This is a genomic window from Streptomyces sp. NPDC104106, from assembly GCF_055584345.1.
This window is the reverse complement of the sequence record NZ_JBVJMF010000003.1, coordinates 225,192-240,223: the sequence shown is the minus strand read 5'-3', so window position 1 is coordinate 240,223 and position 15,032 is coordinate 225,192. Positions and strand designations below refer to the sequence as shown.

The 15,032-nt window shown below is 74.2% G+C and carries 14 protein-coding genes and 1 pseudogene; 7 read left to right on the top strand and 8 right to left on the bottom strand.

The window, feature by feature from the left end:
* Positions 1-11: 11 nt before the first annotated feature.
* On the top strand, positions 12-1,469 hold the full coding sequence (locus tag ACZ60X_RS08440) for a tryptophan 7-halogenase (RefSeq protein WP_469594973.1): 1,458 nt from the start codon (positions 12-14) through the stop codon (positions 1,467-1,469).
* 48 nt (positions 1,470-1,517) lie between these two features.
* On the opposite strand, the pseudogene ACZ60X_RS08435 reads toward ACZ60X_RS08440, so the two are convergent.
* Positions 1,518-2,785: pseudogene (locus tag ACZ60X_RS08435) on the bottom strand (cytochrome P450).
* Between the two features lie 108 nt (positions 2,786-2,893).
* Between ACZ60X_RS08435 and ACZ60X_RS08430 the strand changes: the two are divergent.
* Complete coding sequence (locus ACZ60X_RS08430) at positions 2,894-3,373, top strand: HIT family protein (RefSeq protein WP_469594970.1); 480 nt, start codon at positions 2,894-2,896, stop codon at positions 3,371-3,373.
* A 293-nt stretch (positions 3,374-3,666) separates the two neighbouring features.
* Here ACZ60X_RS08430 and ACZ60X_RS08425 read toward each other — a convergent pair whose 3' ends face one another.
* From ACZ60X_RS08425 to ACZ60X_RS08415, 3 genes are all read right to left on the bottom strand, one after another.
* On the bottom strand, positions 3,667-5,394 hold the full coding sequence (locus tag ACZ60X_RS08425; protein WP_469594967.1) for a DUF885 domain-containing protein: 1,728 nt from the start codon (positions 5,392-5,394) through the stop codon (positions 3,667-3,669).
* Between the two features lie 69 nt (positions 5,395-5,463).
* Complete coding sequence (locus ACZ60X_RS08420; protein ID WP_469594965.1) at positions 5,464-6,294, bottom strand: M55 family metallopeptidase; 831 nt, start codon at positions 6,292-6,294, stop codon at positions 5,464-5,466.
* A gap of 82 nt (positions 6,295-6,376) precedes the next feature.
* Positions 6,377-7,402 carry an alpha/beta hydrolase gene (locus ACZ60X_RS08415; protein WP_469594963.1) on the bottom strand — a complete coding sequence of 342 codons (1,026 nt, stop codon included), beginning with the start codon at positions 7,400-7,402 and terminating at the stop codon, positions 6,377-6,379.
* Positions 7,403-7,536: 134 nt separating this feature from the next.
* Between ACZ60X_RS08415 and ACZ60X_RS08410 the strand changes: the two genes are divergently transcribed.
* A complete protein-coding gene (locus ACZ60X_RS08410; RefSeq protein ID WP_469594961.1) occupies positions 7,537-8,445 on the top strand; it encodes a TolB-like translocation protein in 909 nt (302 codons plus the stop codon).
* A 49-nt stretch (positions 8,446-8,494) separates the two neighbouring features.
* On the opposite strand, the gene ACZ60X_RS08405 is transcribed toward ACZ60X_RS08410, so the two are convergent.
* The 4 genes from ACZ60X_RS08405 to ACZ60X_RS08390 are packed head-to-tail and all read right to left on the bottom strand — an operon-like array spanning position 8,495 to position 11,406.
* A complete protein-coding gene (locus tag ACZ60X_RS08405) occupies positions 8,495-9,079 on the bottom strand; it encodes a hypothetical protein (protein WP_469594958.1) in 585 nt (194 codons plus the stop codon).
* Positions 9,080-9,128: 49 nt separating this feature from the next.
* Positions 9,129-9,992 (bottom strand): 5-oxoprolinase subunit C family protein, encoded by an 864-nt coding sequence (locus tag ACZ60X_RS08400; protein WP_469594954.1) that lies wholly within the window; start codon positions 9,990-9,992, stop codon positions 9,129-9,131.
* The gene (locus ACZ60X_RS08395) at positions 9,989-10,657 is read right to left on the bottom strand and encodes a 5-oxoprolinase subunit B family protein (protein ID WP_469594952.1); all 669 of its coding nucleotides are present in this window, start codon (positions 10,655-10,657) and stop codon (positions 9,989-9,991) included. The genes ACZ60X_RS08400 and ACZ60X_RS08395 overlap by 4 nt, the downstream gene beginning before the upstream one ends.
* The gene (locus tag ACZ60X_RS08390; protein WP_469594950.1) at positions 10,654-11,406 is read right to left on the bottom strand and encodes a LamB/YcsF family protein; all 753 of its coding nucleotides are present in this window, start codon (positions 11,404-11,406) and stop codon (positions 10,654-10,656) included. The genes ACZ60X_RS08395 and ACZ60X_RS08390 overlap by 4 nt, the downstream gene beginning before the upstream one ends.
* Positions 11,407-11,581: 175 nt before the next feature.
* Between ACZ60X_RS08390 and ACZ60X_RS08385 the strand changes: the two genes are divergently transcribed.
* Genes ACZ60X_RS08385 through ACZ60X_RS08370 form a run of 4 tightly spaced genes read left to right on the top strand, consistent with a single transcriptional unit; the run spans position 11,582 to position 15,004 of the window.
* Positions 11,582-12,301, top strand: a complete 720-nt coding sequence (locus ACZ60X_RS08385; RefSeq protein WP_469594947.1) for a DUF969 domain-containing protein — start codon at positions 11,582-11,584, stop codon at positions 12,299-12,301.
* Positions 12,298-13,272: a DUF979 domain-containing protein gene (locus tag ACZ60X_RS08380; protein ID WP_469594945.1), complete on the top strand. Its 975-nt coding sequence runs from the start codon at positions 12,298-12,300 to the stop codon at positions 13,270-13,272. Before ACZ60X_RS08385 ends, ACZ60X_RS08380 begins: the two co-directional genes overlap by 4 nt.
* A gap of 44 nt (positions 13,273-13,316) precedes the next feature.
* Positions 13,317-13,967, top strand: coding sequence for a pyroglutamyl-peptidase I (gene pcp, locus ACZ60X_RS08375; protein WP_469594942.1), 651 nt, complete (start codon positions 13,317-13,319; stop codon positions 13,965-13,967).
* Entirely contained in the window at positions 13,967-15,004 is a 1,038-nt protein-coding gene (locus ACZ60X_RS08370) for a DUF2891 domain-containing protein (RefSeq protein ID WP_469594939.1), read from the top strand. The genes pcp and ACZ60X_RS08370 overlap by 1 nt, the downstream gene beginning before the upstream one ends.
* Positions 15,005-15,032 lie beyond the last annotated feature (28 nt).

The following is a 15,032-nucleotide window of genomic DNA, read 5'->3' as shown; positions in this document are numbered from 1 at the left end:
GGAGAACCCGGATGACCACGGAGTACGACCTCGTCGTGGTGGGCGGCGGGCCCGCCGGCGCGACCGCCGCGACGGCGGTGGCACTGCGGGGGCACCGGGTGCTCCTGCTGGAGCGGGACACCTTCCCCCGGTACCAGATCGGCGAGTCGCTGCTGCCGGCCACGGTCCACGGCGTGTGCCGCCTGCTCGGCGTCGCCGACGAGGTCGCCGCGGCGGGCTTCGTCCCCAAACGCGGCGGGACCATGCGCTGGGGCCGCGACCCGGAGCCCTGGCGGTTCTCGTTCTCCATGACGCCCCGGCTGCCAGAACCCACCGCGACCGCCTTCCAGGTGGAACGCTCCCGGTTCGACGAGATCCTGCTGCGCCACGCCGAGCGCGTCGGCGTCGAGGTCCGTGAGGGCAGTCCGGTGCGCCGGGTGCTCAGTGTGGGCGGGCGGGTGCGCGGTGTCGAGTACACCGACCGGGACGGGGCCGCGCGCACGGCGCAGGCCCGGTACGTCATCGACGCGTCCGGCCACACCAGCCGGATCCACAGTCAGGTCGGCGGGGCGCGGGTGTACTCCGACTTCTTCCGCAACCTCGCCGTGTTCGGCTACTACGCGGGGGGCCGCCGGCTCCCCGAACCGGACAGCGGGAACATCTTCTGCGCCGCCTTCGACGCGGGCTGGCTCTGGTACATCCCGCTGCGTGACGACCTGACCAGCGTCGGCGCCGTCATCGCGCCCGAGCGGTACGCGGCCGTCCAGAGCGACCCGCGCGGCGCCTGGCAGCAGATGATCAAGGCATGCCCAAAGGTCGACCGGCTGCTGACGGGCGTACCGGTCGCGACCGAGCCACCGTACGACCGGATCCGGGTCCGCAAGGACTACTCGTACGGGAAGACGTCGCTGTGGGCGCCGGGCATGGCCCTCGCCGGCGACGCCGCCTGCTTCGTGGACCCCGTCCTGTCCTCGGGCGTCCATCTCGCCACGTACGGCGCGCTGCTGGCCGCCCGCGCGGTGAACTCCGCGCTGGACGGCAGCGTCCCCGAAGAGCGCGGCTTCGCCGAGTTCGAGGCCCGCTACCGGCGCGAGTACGGCGTGTTCCACGAGTTCCTCATGGCCTTCTACGACCTGGAGCGGGGCGAGGACTCGTACTTCTGGTCGGCGAAGAAGATCACCCGGGTGGACGTCGACGAGGCCGCCGCGTTCGCCGAACTGGCCGCGGGACTGGTGTCCGGCGACGCGTCGGTGCTCGCGGCCGGGCGCGCCGCCGCGGCGGCCGAACTGGACGACGCGGTGCGCCGGCTCGCGGCCGGCCCCGGCCGCGTCAACCCGCTGCTGTCCACCCGGGCCGTCGCGGACACCTTCCGCACCGGCAACGACCTCCAGGATCAGGCCCTGTACGACGGCCCGCCGGACGGCTCCGCCGACAGCGCGGGCGACGCGCTGGCGGTCGCCGCGGACGGGCTGTCCTGGCGGGCGGTGTGAGCGGGCTCGACATCGGCACAGACTCGCCCCCACGGGTTCGGGGACGGGTCAGGTGAGGTGTACCGGCAGGGAGTCGAGGCCGTGGACGATGGAGAGCTTGCGGTAGGCGATGTCGTCCGGCTCGACGGCCGGTCGCATGGCCGGGAAACGGCGGGCGAGAGCGGGCAGGGCGGCGCGCAGTTGCATGCGTCCCAGCTCGGCGCCGACGCAGCGATGGATGCCGTGGCCGAAGGCCAGGTGGGGCGGGGTCTGCCGGCCGGGGTCGAAGGACCGTATGTCCGGGCCCAGGCGGTCGTCGCGGTTGGCACCGCTGAGCAGGCACAGCACGAGGTCCCCCTTGGCCAGCTGGACCCCGGAGACGACGACGTCCTCGCGGACGAACCGGGGAAACGCGACCTGGACGACGCTCAGGTGGCGCAGCGGTTCGTCCACCACCTTGTCGACGTCGGCGTCGTCCGCCCGTAACCCCTGATAGCACTCGGGGTGGTCGAGCAGGACCAGGACCCCCAGCGCCGGCATGCTCGCCGTCGTCTCCAGTCCGCCGGTCAGCAACCCGTCGGCCACACCGGCGAGTTCCCTGTCGCCGACGCGTTCGCCGTGCTCGCGCACGAGCACGCCCAGCAGATCGTCCCCCGGTGCCTCGCGCTGCTGCCGTACGAGCCGGGTCAGGAAGGACAGGGACGACGACACGGATCCGAGCATGCCCTCCGGTCCGGCGGACGCGTCGAAGTGCGCGCGACTCGACTCCCGTAGCTCGGCCCGGCGTTCCTCGGGGATGCCGAGCAGTTCGCAGATCGTCAGGGTGGGGACCGGCTGGGCGAAGGAGGGCACCAGGTCCACCGGTCCGGGCGCTGCGGCCATGGCGTCGAGCCGTTCCGCGACGACGCTGTCGATCCTCGGTGCGATGCGCGCGAGGCGCCGCCGACTCCGTTGTGAGCAGGTGCCGTAGCCGGGTGTGGTCGGGCGGGTCGGTGAAGCCGAGGCCTCCGCGGTCCCTGCCGGCACCGGCCCCCGCTCGCTCCGTCAGCCGGCGGAAGTCGCTGCTGAACGCCCGCGCGTCGCCGAGCACCGCCTTGACCTCGGTAGCCGCTGACCAGCCAGGCGTTCACCCCGAACCACCGGTCCAGCCGCGCGACCGGCTCGGTCTGCCGCAGCAGGTCCAACTCGGCGGCGGGCGCGAGGCCTTCGCGCCGCAGGGCGACGAGGATCGAGTCGGGGAGGAGGGACGCGTAGGTGAGGCGTTCGCCGCTTCGCCCGGCCCGTACGAGGTGGACACGTGTCAGCAGTGAGGTGACGGAGGTACGGTTACTCCTCATGGCAGGGACACTGTCGCCGGTACCGCCGGAACGCGCCCGGCCCGCAGGTCTGTTTCACCCGGTCCGGCGACTGCGCGGGGCCCGCGGAGGTGCCGGTACGTTGAGGCCATGACGGACGACTGGCGGACGGACCGGATCGGGGCGGCACTGCGGGGCGAGAATCCGGCGGTGCTGCGCAGGCTCGCGTCGGGCTTCGCGGTGATCGGCGACGTGCAGTTCCTGCCCGGCTACTCGGTTCTCCTCACGGACGACCCGGGAGTGCGGCGGCTGTCCGACCTGCCGAAGGCCGGGCGGCTGGCCTTCCTGTCGGACATGGACCTGCTCGGCGAGGCGGTCGAACGGGCCTGCCGGCGTCTGGACCCCGCTTTCCGCCGGGTCAACCTGGAGATTCTCGGCAACACCGACCCGTTCCTGCACGCCCATGTCTGGCCGCGTTACGCGTGGGAGCCGGCCGGGCCGGCGAGCAGGCCCGTATGGCTCTACCCGGCCGACCGGTGGCGGGACGAGCGGTTCCGGCTCGGCCCGCGCCACGACGAGTTGCGCGCCGCGATCGGCGCCGAACTGGACCGGCTGCGGGAGGCGCACTAGTGCCCGGGCAGGCGACGCCCGGCACGCTCCCCGTCGGACAGGCGGTGCCCCCACTCGCCGCACCGGACGCCGCTCCCCGACGGGCAAACGTTGGCTGCGGGGCACGAGCGGTCCGCCGCACGTGCCGTGGGACGGCCGCGGTCGCGCCGCGCCCGGTCGCACGGATCCCCGCGTCCCTTCGGGGCACTTCGGCCGCGCACCGGACGTCGCCGAACCCCCTCGGCGGCCCCGTGCTCGCCGTACGACCGGCCGGGTTTCCCGCCGTCCGGCCCCAGGTCTTGGCAGGTCCCGTCTCACAGCGCCGCGAGCGTGTCGGCCAGGTCCGTGAGCCCAAGTGACCCCAGGGTGAGTGCCTTCGTGTGCCAGGCGTGCAGATCGAAGGCGGCGCCGAGGCGGCGCCGGGCGGCTGCGCGGCCCCGCAGCCAGGCGCGCTCGCCCAGCTTGTAGCCGATGGCCTGGCCGGGCCAGCCGAGGTAGCGGTCGATCTCGCTGGTGCGGCGCGCGGTGTCGCTGCCGTGGTGGGCCGCCATGAACGCGGTGGCGAGGCCGGGGCTCCAGCGTTCGTCCGGGTGGAAGCCGGAGCCGGCCGGGATCGGGAGTTGCAGGTGCATGCCGATGTCGATGATCACGCGGATCACGCGCAGCATCTGCTTGTCCAGATAACCGAGGCGGCGGGCGGGATCGGTGAGGAAGCCCAGTTCGTCCATCAGTCGCTCGGCGTACAGTGCCCAGCCCTCCTTGTCGGCGCTGACCGCGCCGAGGGTGATCTGGTAGGTGCTGAGGCGGCCGGCCTCGGCGGTCCAGCGGGCGGTCTGCAGATGGTGCCCCGGCACGCCCTCGTGGTACCAGGTGCTGACGATCTCCCAGGTGGGGAAGGTGTGTTGGCCGAGGGTGGGCAGGTAGGTGTATCCGGGACGGCTGAAGTCGAGGCTGGGGCCGGTGTAGTAGGGGGCGCCGGAGCTGCCCGGGGGCGCGATGCGGGTCTCCACCCTGCGCAGGGGGCCGGAGATGTCGAAGTGGGTGCCGTGGAGGGTGTCGATCGCCTCGTCCATGATGTCCTGGAGCCAGGCCCGGATGTTCTCCTCGCCGGTGACGGCGTGGCCGTGCCGGTTCAGGTGGTCCATGGTCTCGCGGACGGTGGCGTCCGGGAGGATCCGGGCGGCCTCGGCCCGCATCGCGGCCAGCGTGCGGTGGAACTCCTCCCAGCCCCAGGCGTAGGCCTCGGCGGGGTCCAGGGCGACGCCGGTGGCCCAGCGGGCCGCGCGCAGATAGCGCTCGCGGCCGACCGCGTCCGGGGTGCCGTCGGCCGCGGGCAGATAGGTGGTGCGCAACCAGTCGCGGAAGGCGGCCACGGCGGCCGTCGCCCGCTCGGCGGCGGCGTGGAGCCCGGGCCTGAGCCGGTCGGGAGCGGTGGCCACGAAGGCGGTGAACCATCCGGTGCCGGTTCCGTCCTGGCCGGTCCAGGCCGCGAGTTGGCCGAGCACGGCGCGCACCTGGCGGGGCGCGCACAGCGCGCCGCGGGCGATGCCCTGCGCCAGGGTGGCCCGGTACCCGTCCAGCGCGCCGGGCACATGCCGCAGCCGCCCCGCCACGGCCGCCCAGTCCTGGTCGCTGCCGGTGGGCATGAGGGTGAAGACGGCGCGCACCGTGTGCAGGGGCGAGTTGACGTTGCGCAGTTGGCGGAACTGGTCGCCCGCCTCGTGCAGGGCCAGCTCGGCGGTCAGCCGTTCCCGCAGCAGGCGGGCGCAGTTCCGCTCGGCGTCCGCGGACACCGTGCCGTGCTTGTCGCCGGCTTCCTCGGCCGTGCCGTGCTTCTCGCCGTACCGCTCGGCCGCGTCGAGTGCGGCGAGTGTGCGCCGGGCCACGTCGGCCCGGGCCTCGAAGCCCTCGGGTGACAGATCCGGTTGCCGGTCGTCCGCGGGGTACAGGCCGAGCCGGGTCGCGGTCATGGGGTCGAGGGCGGCGATCCGTGCGACGTGGTCGTCGGCGACACGGCGCGGTGTGCTCGGTTCGTCGGCCATGCCGACCATGCTGACGCGCCGTCACGGGAGTTGTCAGCAGGGCGTGTCGTCTTTCGGCCGCCCCGCGCCTCAGCAGTACGGCGGCTGGTTGGTCAGGGACGCCGCGACACGCGTCCACACCACGAACTGCCGGTACAGGCCCGGCAGCGGGCCCTGGGCCCGGACGGTCCGGCCGTCCGTCGCGGTGACTCCCGGGATTCCCAGCAGGGTCGACGCCACGGACGCCGACTGCCAGCGCACCGCGAGGGTCACCGGACCGGCGGGGGCCGCCACGGCCGGCAAGGGCGCGCGGAGTCCGGCCGCGACCGCCTCCTCGATGGCCGCGTGGGCTTCCCCGGCCGGGCGCAGGTCGGCCGCGAAGCGGTCACGGGCGTACTTCACCGGGACGGTGGCGACGTGCGGGTCCCACTCGGTCATCTCCGCACAGGCGCGGTCGTCGCCGGTGAGGGCCACCGTCGGCACCCCGATCGCGGCCGCGGTGGCATGGGCCAGCCCGATCTCGCCCACCGGCCTGCCGTCCAGCCACATGTCCTCGACCTCGTGGCCCATGAAGCTGTGGCTCAGCACGCCGAGCGCGCCGGCCCGGGAGTGGTAGCCGACGCAGACCAGGGCGTCGTGTTCGGCCGTGAGTCCTTCGAGCATGCTCATGTGCTTGGGCTTGCCCCGGACGAGGCGGGCCGCCGGGTCCAGGTCCTCGGGCAGGATGTTGCGCATCGAGCCGTGCGCGTCGTTGACGAGGATGTCGGTGGCGCCGGCCGCGACGGCGCCGCGGACGGCGGCGTTGACGTCCTCGGCCATCATCCGCCGCCCCCGCTCGTAGTCCCGGCCGCCGGGCTGGACGTCGTGGGCGTCCACGAGGCCGGTGACGCCTTCCATGTCGGCGCTGACGTAGATCCGCACTGGGCGCGCTCCTCACTCTTGATCGCTCGGGAGACGCCGGGCGCCGGGGCCGTGGTTCCCGGGGCGGCCGCGCCGCGCGCGATCAGCTCGTCCGCTCCGGCTCGGTCGTGGCCCGGGCGAGGACGCGGCGGAGCCATCGGGTGCGGGCGTCGCGGGCGTCACGGCTGAGCGCCGCATCGGGGGCGAAGGTGTCGAAGCCGTGGAACGCGCCGGGCCAGATGTGCAGTTCGGCCTGGCCGCCGGCCTGCCAGAGGGCCTGGGCGTAGGCCACGGCCTCGTCCCGGAAGGTCTCGGCGGCGCCGGCCTCCAGGTAGGCCGGGGGGAGCCGCGACAGGTCCGTGGCGCGGGCGGGCGCCGCGTAGGCGGGCACGTCCTCGGTGCCGTACCGGTCGCCCAGCACCGCTTGCCAGGCGGTCGCGTTGGAGGTCCGGTCCCAGAGGTCGACGCCGGCCATCTGGTGGCTGGAGAAGGTCTCGTTCCGGTCGTCGAGCATGGGACAGATGAGGAGTTGCCCGATCGGCGCGGGGCCGCCGCGGTCCCGGGTGAGCAGGGCGAGTGCCGCGGCCAGTCCCCCGCCGGCGCTCTTTCCGCCGACGACGATCCGGTCGGCGTCGATGCCGAGTGCGTCCGCGTGTCGGGCCGCCCAGACGAGTCCGGCGTAACAGTCCTCCAGGGCTCCGGGGTAACGGGTGTCCGGCGCCAGCCGGTACTCGACCGAGATGACGGCCAGTTCCAGCGGCAGGGCCCAGGCGCGCAGCACCTGCGGAAGCACGGACCAGGCGTTGCCCATGATCATGCCGCCGCCGTGCAGGTAGTACAGCAGCGGCAGCGGTCGCGTGAGCCCACCGGGCCGTGCGCTGACGAGCGTGACGTCCGGTGCGCCGGGCGGTCCCGGCACCCGTAGCTCGGCCACCTCGAAGCGGCCGTCGGCCCGCAGGTCGTGGACGGTCGGCCTGGGGCGGCTCGCGGCGTCCCGCGCCTGCCGGTCGGCCAGGTTCCCGGGGGTGAACGGCTCCCTGGCCGCCTCCCCCAACGCCGCCAGCACCGCGCCCAGTTCGGGGTCGAAGGGCGGTGCCTGCCGGTGCGTCGACGTCGCGGTGAAGTCCATGGGGCCCAGTCAATCACCCGGTCGGTCACCCGCACGCGGACCCTGTTACGCGCCTGTGACACCGAGCGGACCGTCCGACGATCGACGCCTGTCAGGCTCTGTCGTGCCTGTCCACGTTGCTGGGGGATTCAGCCATGACCAAGCGAACCCGTATCACCACCACCGCCATCGCCGTGGCCGCCGCCGTCACCGGCACGGCGCTGCTGGGTGCCTCCGGCGCCGCCTCGGCCGCCACCGGCTCCGCGCACGGAACCCTGACCGTCAGCAACGGCACGGCGTACGTGCTGATCGCCGGGCACCGGGTGAACTTCGGAGTGCCCGTCCGGGACCTCGCCTGGTCGCCGAACGGCGCCGAGGCCGCCTTCATCGACGGTTCCGGCAATCTGGACATCGCCAACCCCGACGGCAGCGGCCGTGTGGTGGTCGCCCGGAACCCCGGCCACCAGAACTGGTCCCATCCGACCTGGCAGGTGACCGCCAAGGACACGCAGAACGGCATCCCCGCCAAGGACAACCTCGTCTTCGCGGCCCGCGACAAGGGCGTCTCGCGGCTGAAGTACATCTCCGCCAGGGCCGTCCACGGCACGCCGAGGACGCTGCCGCTGGCCGGGGACCCGGGGCCGGGCGGGGACGTGCCGCAGACCGGCAACGTGTGGCCGAACGCGGGCGGCCACTACGGCACGTCGGTGTACGCCAATGTGGACACCGGCGCCGTCTACATCCGTGACGACTACCTGCGCCAGCAGGGCGGGAAGCTCACCAAGGGCTCCGAGCCCGCGCTGTCCCCGAACGAGGAGGAGGTCGTGTTCGTGCGCTCGGTCGCCGGTCACGACCACGTCCTCGTCGAGGACCTGACGCACGACAACCGCGTGCGGGACCTCACCCCGCACGCCACCACCGACTACACCGAGCCGGCCTGGTCCCCCGACGGCAGGACCCTCGCGGTGCGCACCCCGTCCGGCACGGTGACCCTGGCCTCGAACGGCACGGGTCACCCCGTCAAGGCCACCTCGACGGTGGGTCTCGCGGCGTACCGGCCCTGACGGCGGCCGGCACAGCGGGCCGGGCGGGTGCGGGCGGCCGACGTGCGGGTCACGTCGCCGACCGGGCCAGCTCGGCCCGCAGTTCGTCCAGGTGCGTGTCGGCGCTGTCGTGCGGCAGGAAGTCCACGACATCGAGGAACCGGAACAGCACCTGGCTGCTCGTGACGGCGTACTCGTACTCCGCGAAGCCCACCACCGCCCCCGTCGTGCCCCGGACGGCACCGCGCACCACGTGCGCGGTCATCTCGTCCGGCTCGATCGCGGACATTCCGCGCCGGGCGCCCGGCCGGGCCAGATAGGGGCACACCATCGAGGCGTACAGCATGCAGGCGCGGTGCCCCGGGCCTTCCAGGGTCGGGGCGAGATTGCGGTAGGGCCGCCCCGCGGCCAGCGCGTCGGCGATCGCCGCGCTCTCCGCGGCTCCCACCACGCGCCACACCGGCCCCTTCGGCATGGGCCGGTCGCACACCGAGCACAGCCGCCCCCGCGCGCAGGCGGCGCTGCGGTCGTAGTCGGTCAGGGCGAACCGGGGCTCGCCGTTCTCCCAGGGGGTGATGGCCGGCACGGGATAGCCGCGCGCGTCGCGCGGACGCGCCTCGACGCCGGCCGGCATGGGGACCTTCTCGAATCGCACAGGCCATGCCTATCAGGCCGCGCCCGCCGGCACCACCGAGGCTGCCGTGTCAGCCGAGGGGCGTGAAGCGGACCGGTGTGCCGGGCGCGGCCTGGGCGGCCGCGGCGAGTGCCGTTTCCGCGACGACGCCGATGACCGGGTAGCCGCCGGTGGTCGGGTGGTCGTGCAGGAACACCACCGGGCGCCCGTCGGGGGGTACCTGTACGGCGCCCAGGACCATGCCCTCGCTGGGCAGTTCACCGCTCGACGCGCGTTCCAGGGGCGGTCCCTCGGTGCGCAGGCCGATGCGGTTGCTGTGCTGCGACACGCGGTACGTCGCCGAGGTGAGGGTGCGCAGCGCGGCGGAGGTGAACCAGTCGGCGCGGGGCCCGAACCGCACGGGAAGGGCGAGTTCGGCGGGCGGCGCGGGCCAGGGGGCGAGGTCGCCGGGCGCCGGCTGCGCGGCGCGGGTGCCGAGCGGGAGGACGTCGCCGGGGCGCAGCGGCCGCGGGCCGAGCCCGGAGAGCAGGTCCGCCGAGCGGCTGCCCAGCACGGGTTCGACGGCGACACCGCCCGCGACGGCGACGTACGAGCGCACGCCCGCGGTCGCCCCGCCCACGTCCAGCACGGTGCCCGCGGGCACCCGTACGGGCGCTCCCCAGGCGGCCGGGCGTCCGCCGATCCGCACCGGGCAGGGCGCGCCGCCGACCACGACGGTCACGGTGCGGTCGGGGCGCAGGGCGCAGCCGGTCAGGGTGGTCTCCAGGACGGCGGCGTCCGGGGCGTTGCCGAGCAGCCGGTTGGCGAGGGTCATGGCGGGCGCGTCGAGGGCGCCGGAGCGGGGGACGCCCAGGTGGGCGTGGCCGCGCCGTCCGGAGTCCTGGACGGTGGTGAGGGCTCCGGGGCGTACGACGGTGAGGGTGCCGCCGGTCACGGGGCACCGCCGTCCTCGGCCACGAACCGGACGCGGGTGCCGGGCGTGAGGAGCGCGGGCTCGGCCCGGGTGAGGTCCCACAGCCGGGCGGGGTCCGGCATCGTGCCGATGAGTTGCCAGCCGCCGGGTGTGGCGCGCGGGTACACCGCGCTGTAGGGGCCGGCGAGGGCGACCGCGCCGGCCGGGACGCGGGTGCGGGGCGTGTCGTGGCGCGGGACGTGCAACTCCTCGGGCAGGCCGGTGAGATAGCCGAATCCGGGGGCGAATCCGCAGAAGGCGACGCGGTAGGTGTACGACGAGTGCCGCGCGGCGACCTCCTCGGCGGGGACGCCCCAGCGGGTAGCCACGCGTTCCAGGTCCGGTCCGTCGTAGCGCACGGGTATCTCGACGGCTCCCAGGTCGTCGGCGGACCGGGAGGGCACGTCCCAGCGGGCGATCCGGTGTGCCAGTTCCTCCGCGTGCGTCACGCCGTCCAGGAGCACCGTGCGCGCCCCGGGCACGATGTCCGTGACCGGCGGCAGGGTGCCCGCCGCCCGGCGGCGCAGCACCTCGGTGTGGAAGTCGGCGGCCCGTTCGGCGTCGGGCAGTTCGACGAGCAGGGCTCGCCGCCCGGCGAGGCGCACCCGCGGGGACCGGTTGCCGGCCGTGTGCACGCCGTGGGTCATGTGAACGCCCCGACCTCGACCCCGGCCGCTTCGAGGGCCGCGCGCACCCGTGCCGCGATGCGGGCGGCGCCCGGGGTGTCGCCGTGGACGCACAGGGAGCGGGCGGCGACGGCGACGGTCGTGCCGTCGACGGCCTCGACCGCGCCGTCCACCGCGAAGCCGAGGGCGCGCCGGACCACGGTGTCCTCGTCGGTCACCAGGGCGTTGGCCTCCCGCCGGGACACGAGGGTGCCCGCCGGGGTGTAGGCGCGGTCCGCGAAGGCCTCCCGCACGGCGGTGAGGCCGGCTTCCTCGGCCGCGGCGAGCAGCCGTGATCCCGGCAGGCCGAGCACCGACAGCCCGCCGCCCGCCAGTCGCGCGCCGGCCACCACGGCGGCGGCCTGCTCGGCGTCGTGCACGGTGCGGTGGTAGAGCGCGCCGTGCGGCTTGACGTAGGCCACGTCGGCCCCGGCGGCCTGGGCGAAGACGCGCAGTGCCCCTATCTGGTAGGCCACTTCGGCCGCGAGTTCCTCGGCGGGCACGTCCATGGCGCGCCGCCCGAATCCGGCCAGGTCGCGGTAGGAGACCTGGGCGCCGATCCGCACCCCGCGTTCGGCGGCGAGGTCACAGACCCGGCGCATCACGGAAGGGTCGCCGGCGTGGAAGCTGCAGGCGACGTTCGCACTGGTCACGACGGAGAGCAGGGCGTCGTCGTCGGTGAGGGTCCAGCGGCCGAAGCCCTCACCGAGGTCCGCGTTGAGGTCGATCACGCGCCGACCGTAGTCGATTGTTGAACGATCCGACAAGGACTCGATCGATTCTCGACCACCCCTTGTTCGATCGTTGAACGATCCCCTAGGGTCCGGGCATCCCCCACGGACCCGGAACCCCCGGATCCGCGCCGCCCGGGCGTGCTGCCCCGTCCCTCCCGAAGAAGGCCGCCGCATGATCGTTCTCCTCGGCGTGGTCGTGGTGATCCTCGGATTCGTCACACGCCGCAATCCCGTCCTCGTGGTGGGCGTCGCCGGTGTCTTCACCGGGCTGATCGGCGGTTTGGACCCGCTGGAGGTCCTCGCGGCCTTCGGCCGGTCCTTCGCGGACAGCCGTTCGGTCACCGTCTTCGCCGTCGCCCTGCCCGTGATCGGCCTGCTGGAGCGCTACGGCCTGCGCGAACAGGCCCGTCGGCTCATCGGCCGGCTCGCCGGGCTCAGCGCCGGCCGGTTCCTCACCGTGTACCTGCTGGTCCGTCAGGTCACCGCCGCCCTGGGTCTCACCAGCATCGCCGGTCCCGCGCAGACCGTACGGCCGCTCGTCGCGCCCATGGCGGAGGCCGCCGCCGAGCGCTCGACGGGCGCCGCGCTGCCCGGCCGGCTGCGCGAGAAGGTGCGCTCCTACGCGGCGTCGGCGGACACGGTGGGCCTCTTCTTCGGCGAGGACTGCTTCATCGCGATCGGCTCCATCCTGCTGATCACCGGCTTCGTGAACTCGACGTACCACCAGAACCTCGAACCGACCCAGCTGGCCCTGTGGGCGGTGCCGCTCGCCGTCTGCGCCTTCGTCGTCCACGGCGCCCGCATGCTGCTGCTGGACCGGCAGTTGGAACGGGAGATGGCGCACGCCCGCGCCGAGCACGAGGTGCCGCTGCCGAAGGGAACCGACAAGTGATCAAGGTCGAATGGCTCTACTGGCTGGTGGGCCTCGTCTTCGTCGTCATGGCCGTGCAGATGGCCGCCGACCGCTCCAATCCCCGGCGGTGGACCTCCGCCGCCTTCTGGGGCCTGCTCGGGCTCACGTTCCCCTACGGCACCGGCGTGGCCGACGCCACCGCGCACAACGGAGGCTGGACCCTGCCCGCCGCGCCGCTCGGGGGCGCCGTCCTCGCGCTGATCGTGCTCGCCGGGTTCAACTTCCTCGGCAAGGGCGAGCCCGCCACCAGCACCGCCGAGGAGCGCGAGGTGTCCGCGACCCGGCTCGGCAGCAAGATCTTCGTCCCCGCGCTGACGATCCCGCTCGTCGCCCTCGTGTGCGCATCCGTGCTCGACTCCTCCGGCCTGTTCGAGAAGGGCAAGGCCACCCTGATCGGGCTCGGCGTCGGCTGTCTGGCGGCCCTCGCCGTCGGCATGCTGGTCACCGGCGAGCGCAGGCTGTCCGTGCCGCTGCACGCCGGCCGCTCCATGCTGGAGGCGATGGGCTCCGCCCTCCTGCTGCCCCAGCTCCTCGCCGTGCTCGGCTCGATCTTCGCGCTGGCGGGGGTCGGCACCCAGGTCGGGAAGATCGTGCACGACGTCCTGCCCGGCAACTCCCGGTACCTCGCCGTGGTGGCGTACTGCGTCGGCATGTTCCTGTTCACGGTGATCATGGGCAACGCGTTCGCCGCGTTCCCGGTGATGACCGCGGCGATCGGCTGGCCCGTGCTCATCCAGCAGATGCACGGCGACGAAGCGGCCGTCCTCGCGCTCGGCATGCTGGCCGGCTTCGCGGGGACGCTGTGCACGCCGATGGCCGCCAACTTCAACATCGTCCCGGCCACCCTGCTCCAACTGCGCGATCAGTACGGTCCCATCAAGGCCCAGATCCCCACCGCCCTGCCGCTGCTGGCCTGCGCCACCGTGATCATGGCCCTGTTCGCGTTCTGACCGCCCCGGTCCGCCGGCCTTTCGCTCACCGGTAAGGAAGTGCCATGTCCCGCGTGCTCATCACCGGCTTCGACCCCTTCGACGGCCAGCGCGTGAACCCGTCCTGGCAGGCGGCCCGTCTCGTGGCCGCCGAACCGCCCGCCGGACTGACCGTCACCGCCGCCGAACTGCCCTGTGTCTTCGGCGAGTCCGTCGCCGTGCTGCGCGACGCCGTACGCGCGGCCGACCCCGAGCTGGTCCTCTGCCTGGGCCAGGCGGGCGGCCGCCCGGGCGTGACGGTCGAACGCGTCGCCGTCAACCTCGACGACGCGCGGATCCCCGACAACAAGGGCCGCAGGCCGATCGACGAACCCGTGGTACCAGGCGGACCCGCCGCCTACTTCTCGTCCCTGCCGGTCAAGGCCTGCGTCGCCGCGGTGCGCGCGGCCGGGGTCCCCGCCGCCGTCTCCTATACGGCCGGCACGTTCGTCTGCAACCACGTGGCCTACGGCCTGGCCCACCTCATCGCCACCGAACTCCCGCACGTCCGGGGCGGTTTCGCGCACGTGCCCTGGGCGCCGGACCAGGTCCCCGACGGCACCGCCCCGGCCCTGGAGCCCGCCACGGTCGCCCGTGGCCTGCGGGCGCTGCTGGCCGCGGCGGCCGCCACCGCGCCCGGCGAGGACCTGAAGGTCACCGAGGGAGCCACCCACTGATGCCGCTCACGGCCCACGCGGCCTCCTTCGCCCGGCTCGCCCTCGCCAACATCACGCGGGAGTATCCCCACGCCCCCGCCCACCTGATGACCTCGGCCACGCAGGACGTACGGCCGAGGACCCCGCACCCCGCCTTCCACGGCGCCTACGACTGGCACTCGGCGGTCCACATGCACTGGTTGCTGGTGCGCCTGCTGCGCCGGCACGGCGAGACGCCCGCCCTGCCGGACACCGCGCGGGCCGTCGAGGTGCTCGACCGGCATCTCACGCAGGCCGGCATCGCCGTGGAAGCCGCCTATCTGCTGGCCCACCCGTCCTTCGAGCGGCCGTACGGCTGGGCCTGGCTGGCGGCGCTCGCGGCCGAGTGCCGGGCGTACGGGGGCGACGCGGGCGCCCGCTGGGCCGAGGCGCTGGCGCCGGGGGTCGCGGCCGTCGAGACGCTGCTGACCGGCTGGCTGCCGAGGGCCACCTATCCCGTGCGCCACGGCAACCACCCCAACAGCGCCTTCGCCCTGGGTCTCCTCCTCGACTCGGGCGAGCTGTCCGCCCAGGCGGCCGAAGAGGTACGGCGGCGTTTGCTGACCTGGTTCGCCGAAGACCGCGAGGCTCCCGTGCACTGGGAGCCCTCGGGCCAGGACTTCCTCTCCCCGGCACTGACCGAGGCCGACGCGATGCGCCGGGTGCTGGGGCGGGAGGAGTTCGCGCGGTGGCTCGACGGTTTCCTGCCCGCCCTGCGCACCGGGGCGCCCTGCCCGCCGCTGGAGGTGCCCGTCGTCTCCGACCACGGCGACCCGCAGATCGGCCATCTGCTGGGTCTCGTGCTGAGCAGGGCCGCCGCGCTCCGCTCGATCGCCGCGGCCCTGCCGGACGGGCCGGTGCAAACCCGTCTGGCGCAGGCGGCCGAGGCCCACCTGTCGGCGGGGCTGCCCGCCGTGGTCCGCGGCGACTTCACGACCGACCACTGGCTGGCCGCCTTCGCGGCGCTGGCCCTCGACCCCCGCTCCGGGGCCGGTCCGGATCCGTCCCGTAGCCGCTGAAGCCGGGCCCGGTGACCGGCACACGCAC

Bases quoted from the DNA above. Each gene is read 5' to 3' on its own strand.
- ACZ60X_RS08440 (WP_469594973.1), top strand. From the start codon at position 12: ATGACCACGGAGTACGACCTCGTCGTGGTGGGCGGCGGGCCCGCCGGC.
- ACZ60X_RS08430 (WP_469594970.1), top strand. From the start codon at position 2,894: ATGACGGACGACTGGCGGACGGACCGGATCGGGGCGGCACTGCGGGGC.
- ACZ60X_RS08425 (WP_469594967.1), bottom strand. From the start codon at position 5,394: ATGGCCGACGAACCGAGCACACCGCGCCGTGTCGCCGACGACCACGTC.
- ACZ60X_RS08415 (WP_469594963.1), bottom strand. From the start codon at position 7,402: ATGGACTTCACCGCGACGTCGACGCACCGGCAGGCACCGCCCTTCGAC.
- ACZ60X_RS08410 (WP_469594961.1), top strand. From the start codon at position 7,537: ATGACCAAGCGAACCCGTATCACCACCACCGCCATCGCCGTGGCCGCC.
- ACZ60X_RS08395 (WP_469594952.1), bottom strand. From the start codon at position 10,657: ATGACCCACGGCGTGCACACGGCCGGCAACCGGTCCCCGCGGGTGCGC.
- ACZ60X_RS08385 (WP_469594947.1), top strand. From the start codon at position 11,582: ATGATCGTTCTCCTCGGCGTGGTCGTGGTGATCCTCGGATTCGTCACA.
- pcp (WP_469594942.1), top strand. From the start codon at position 13,317: ATGTCCCGCGTGCTCATCACCGGCTTCGACCCCTTCGACGGCCAGCGC.
- ACZ60X_RS08370 (WP_469594939.1), top strand. From the start codon at position 13,967: ATGCCGCTCACGGCCCACGCGGCCTCCTTCGCCCGGCTCGCCCTCGCC.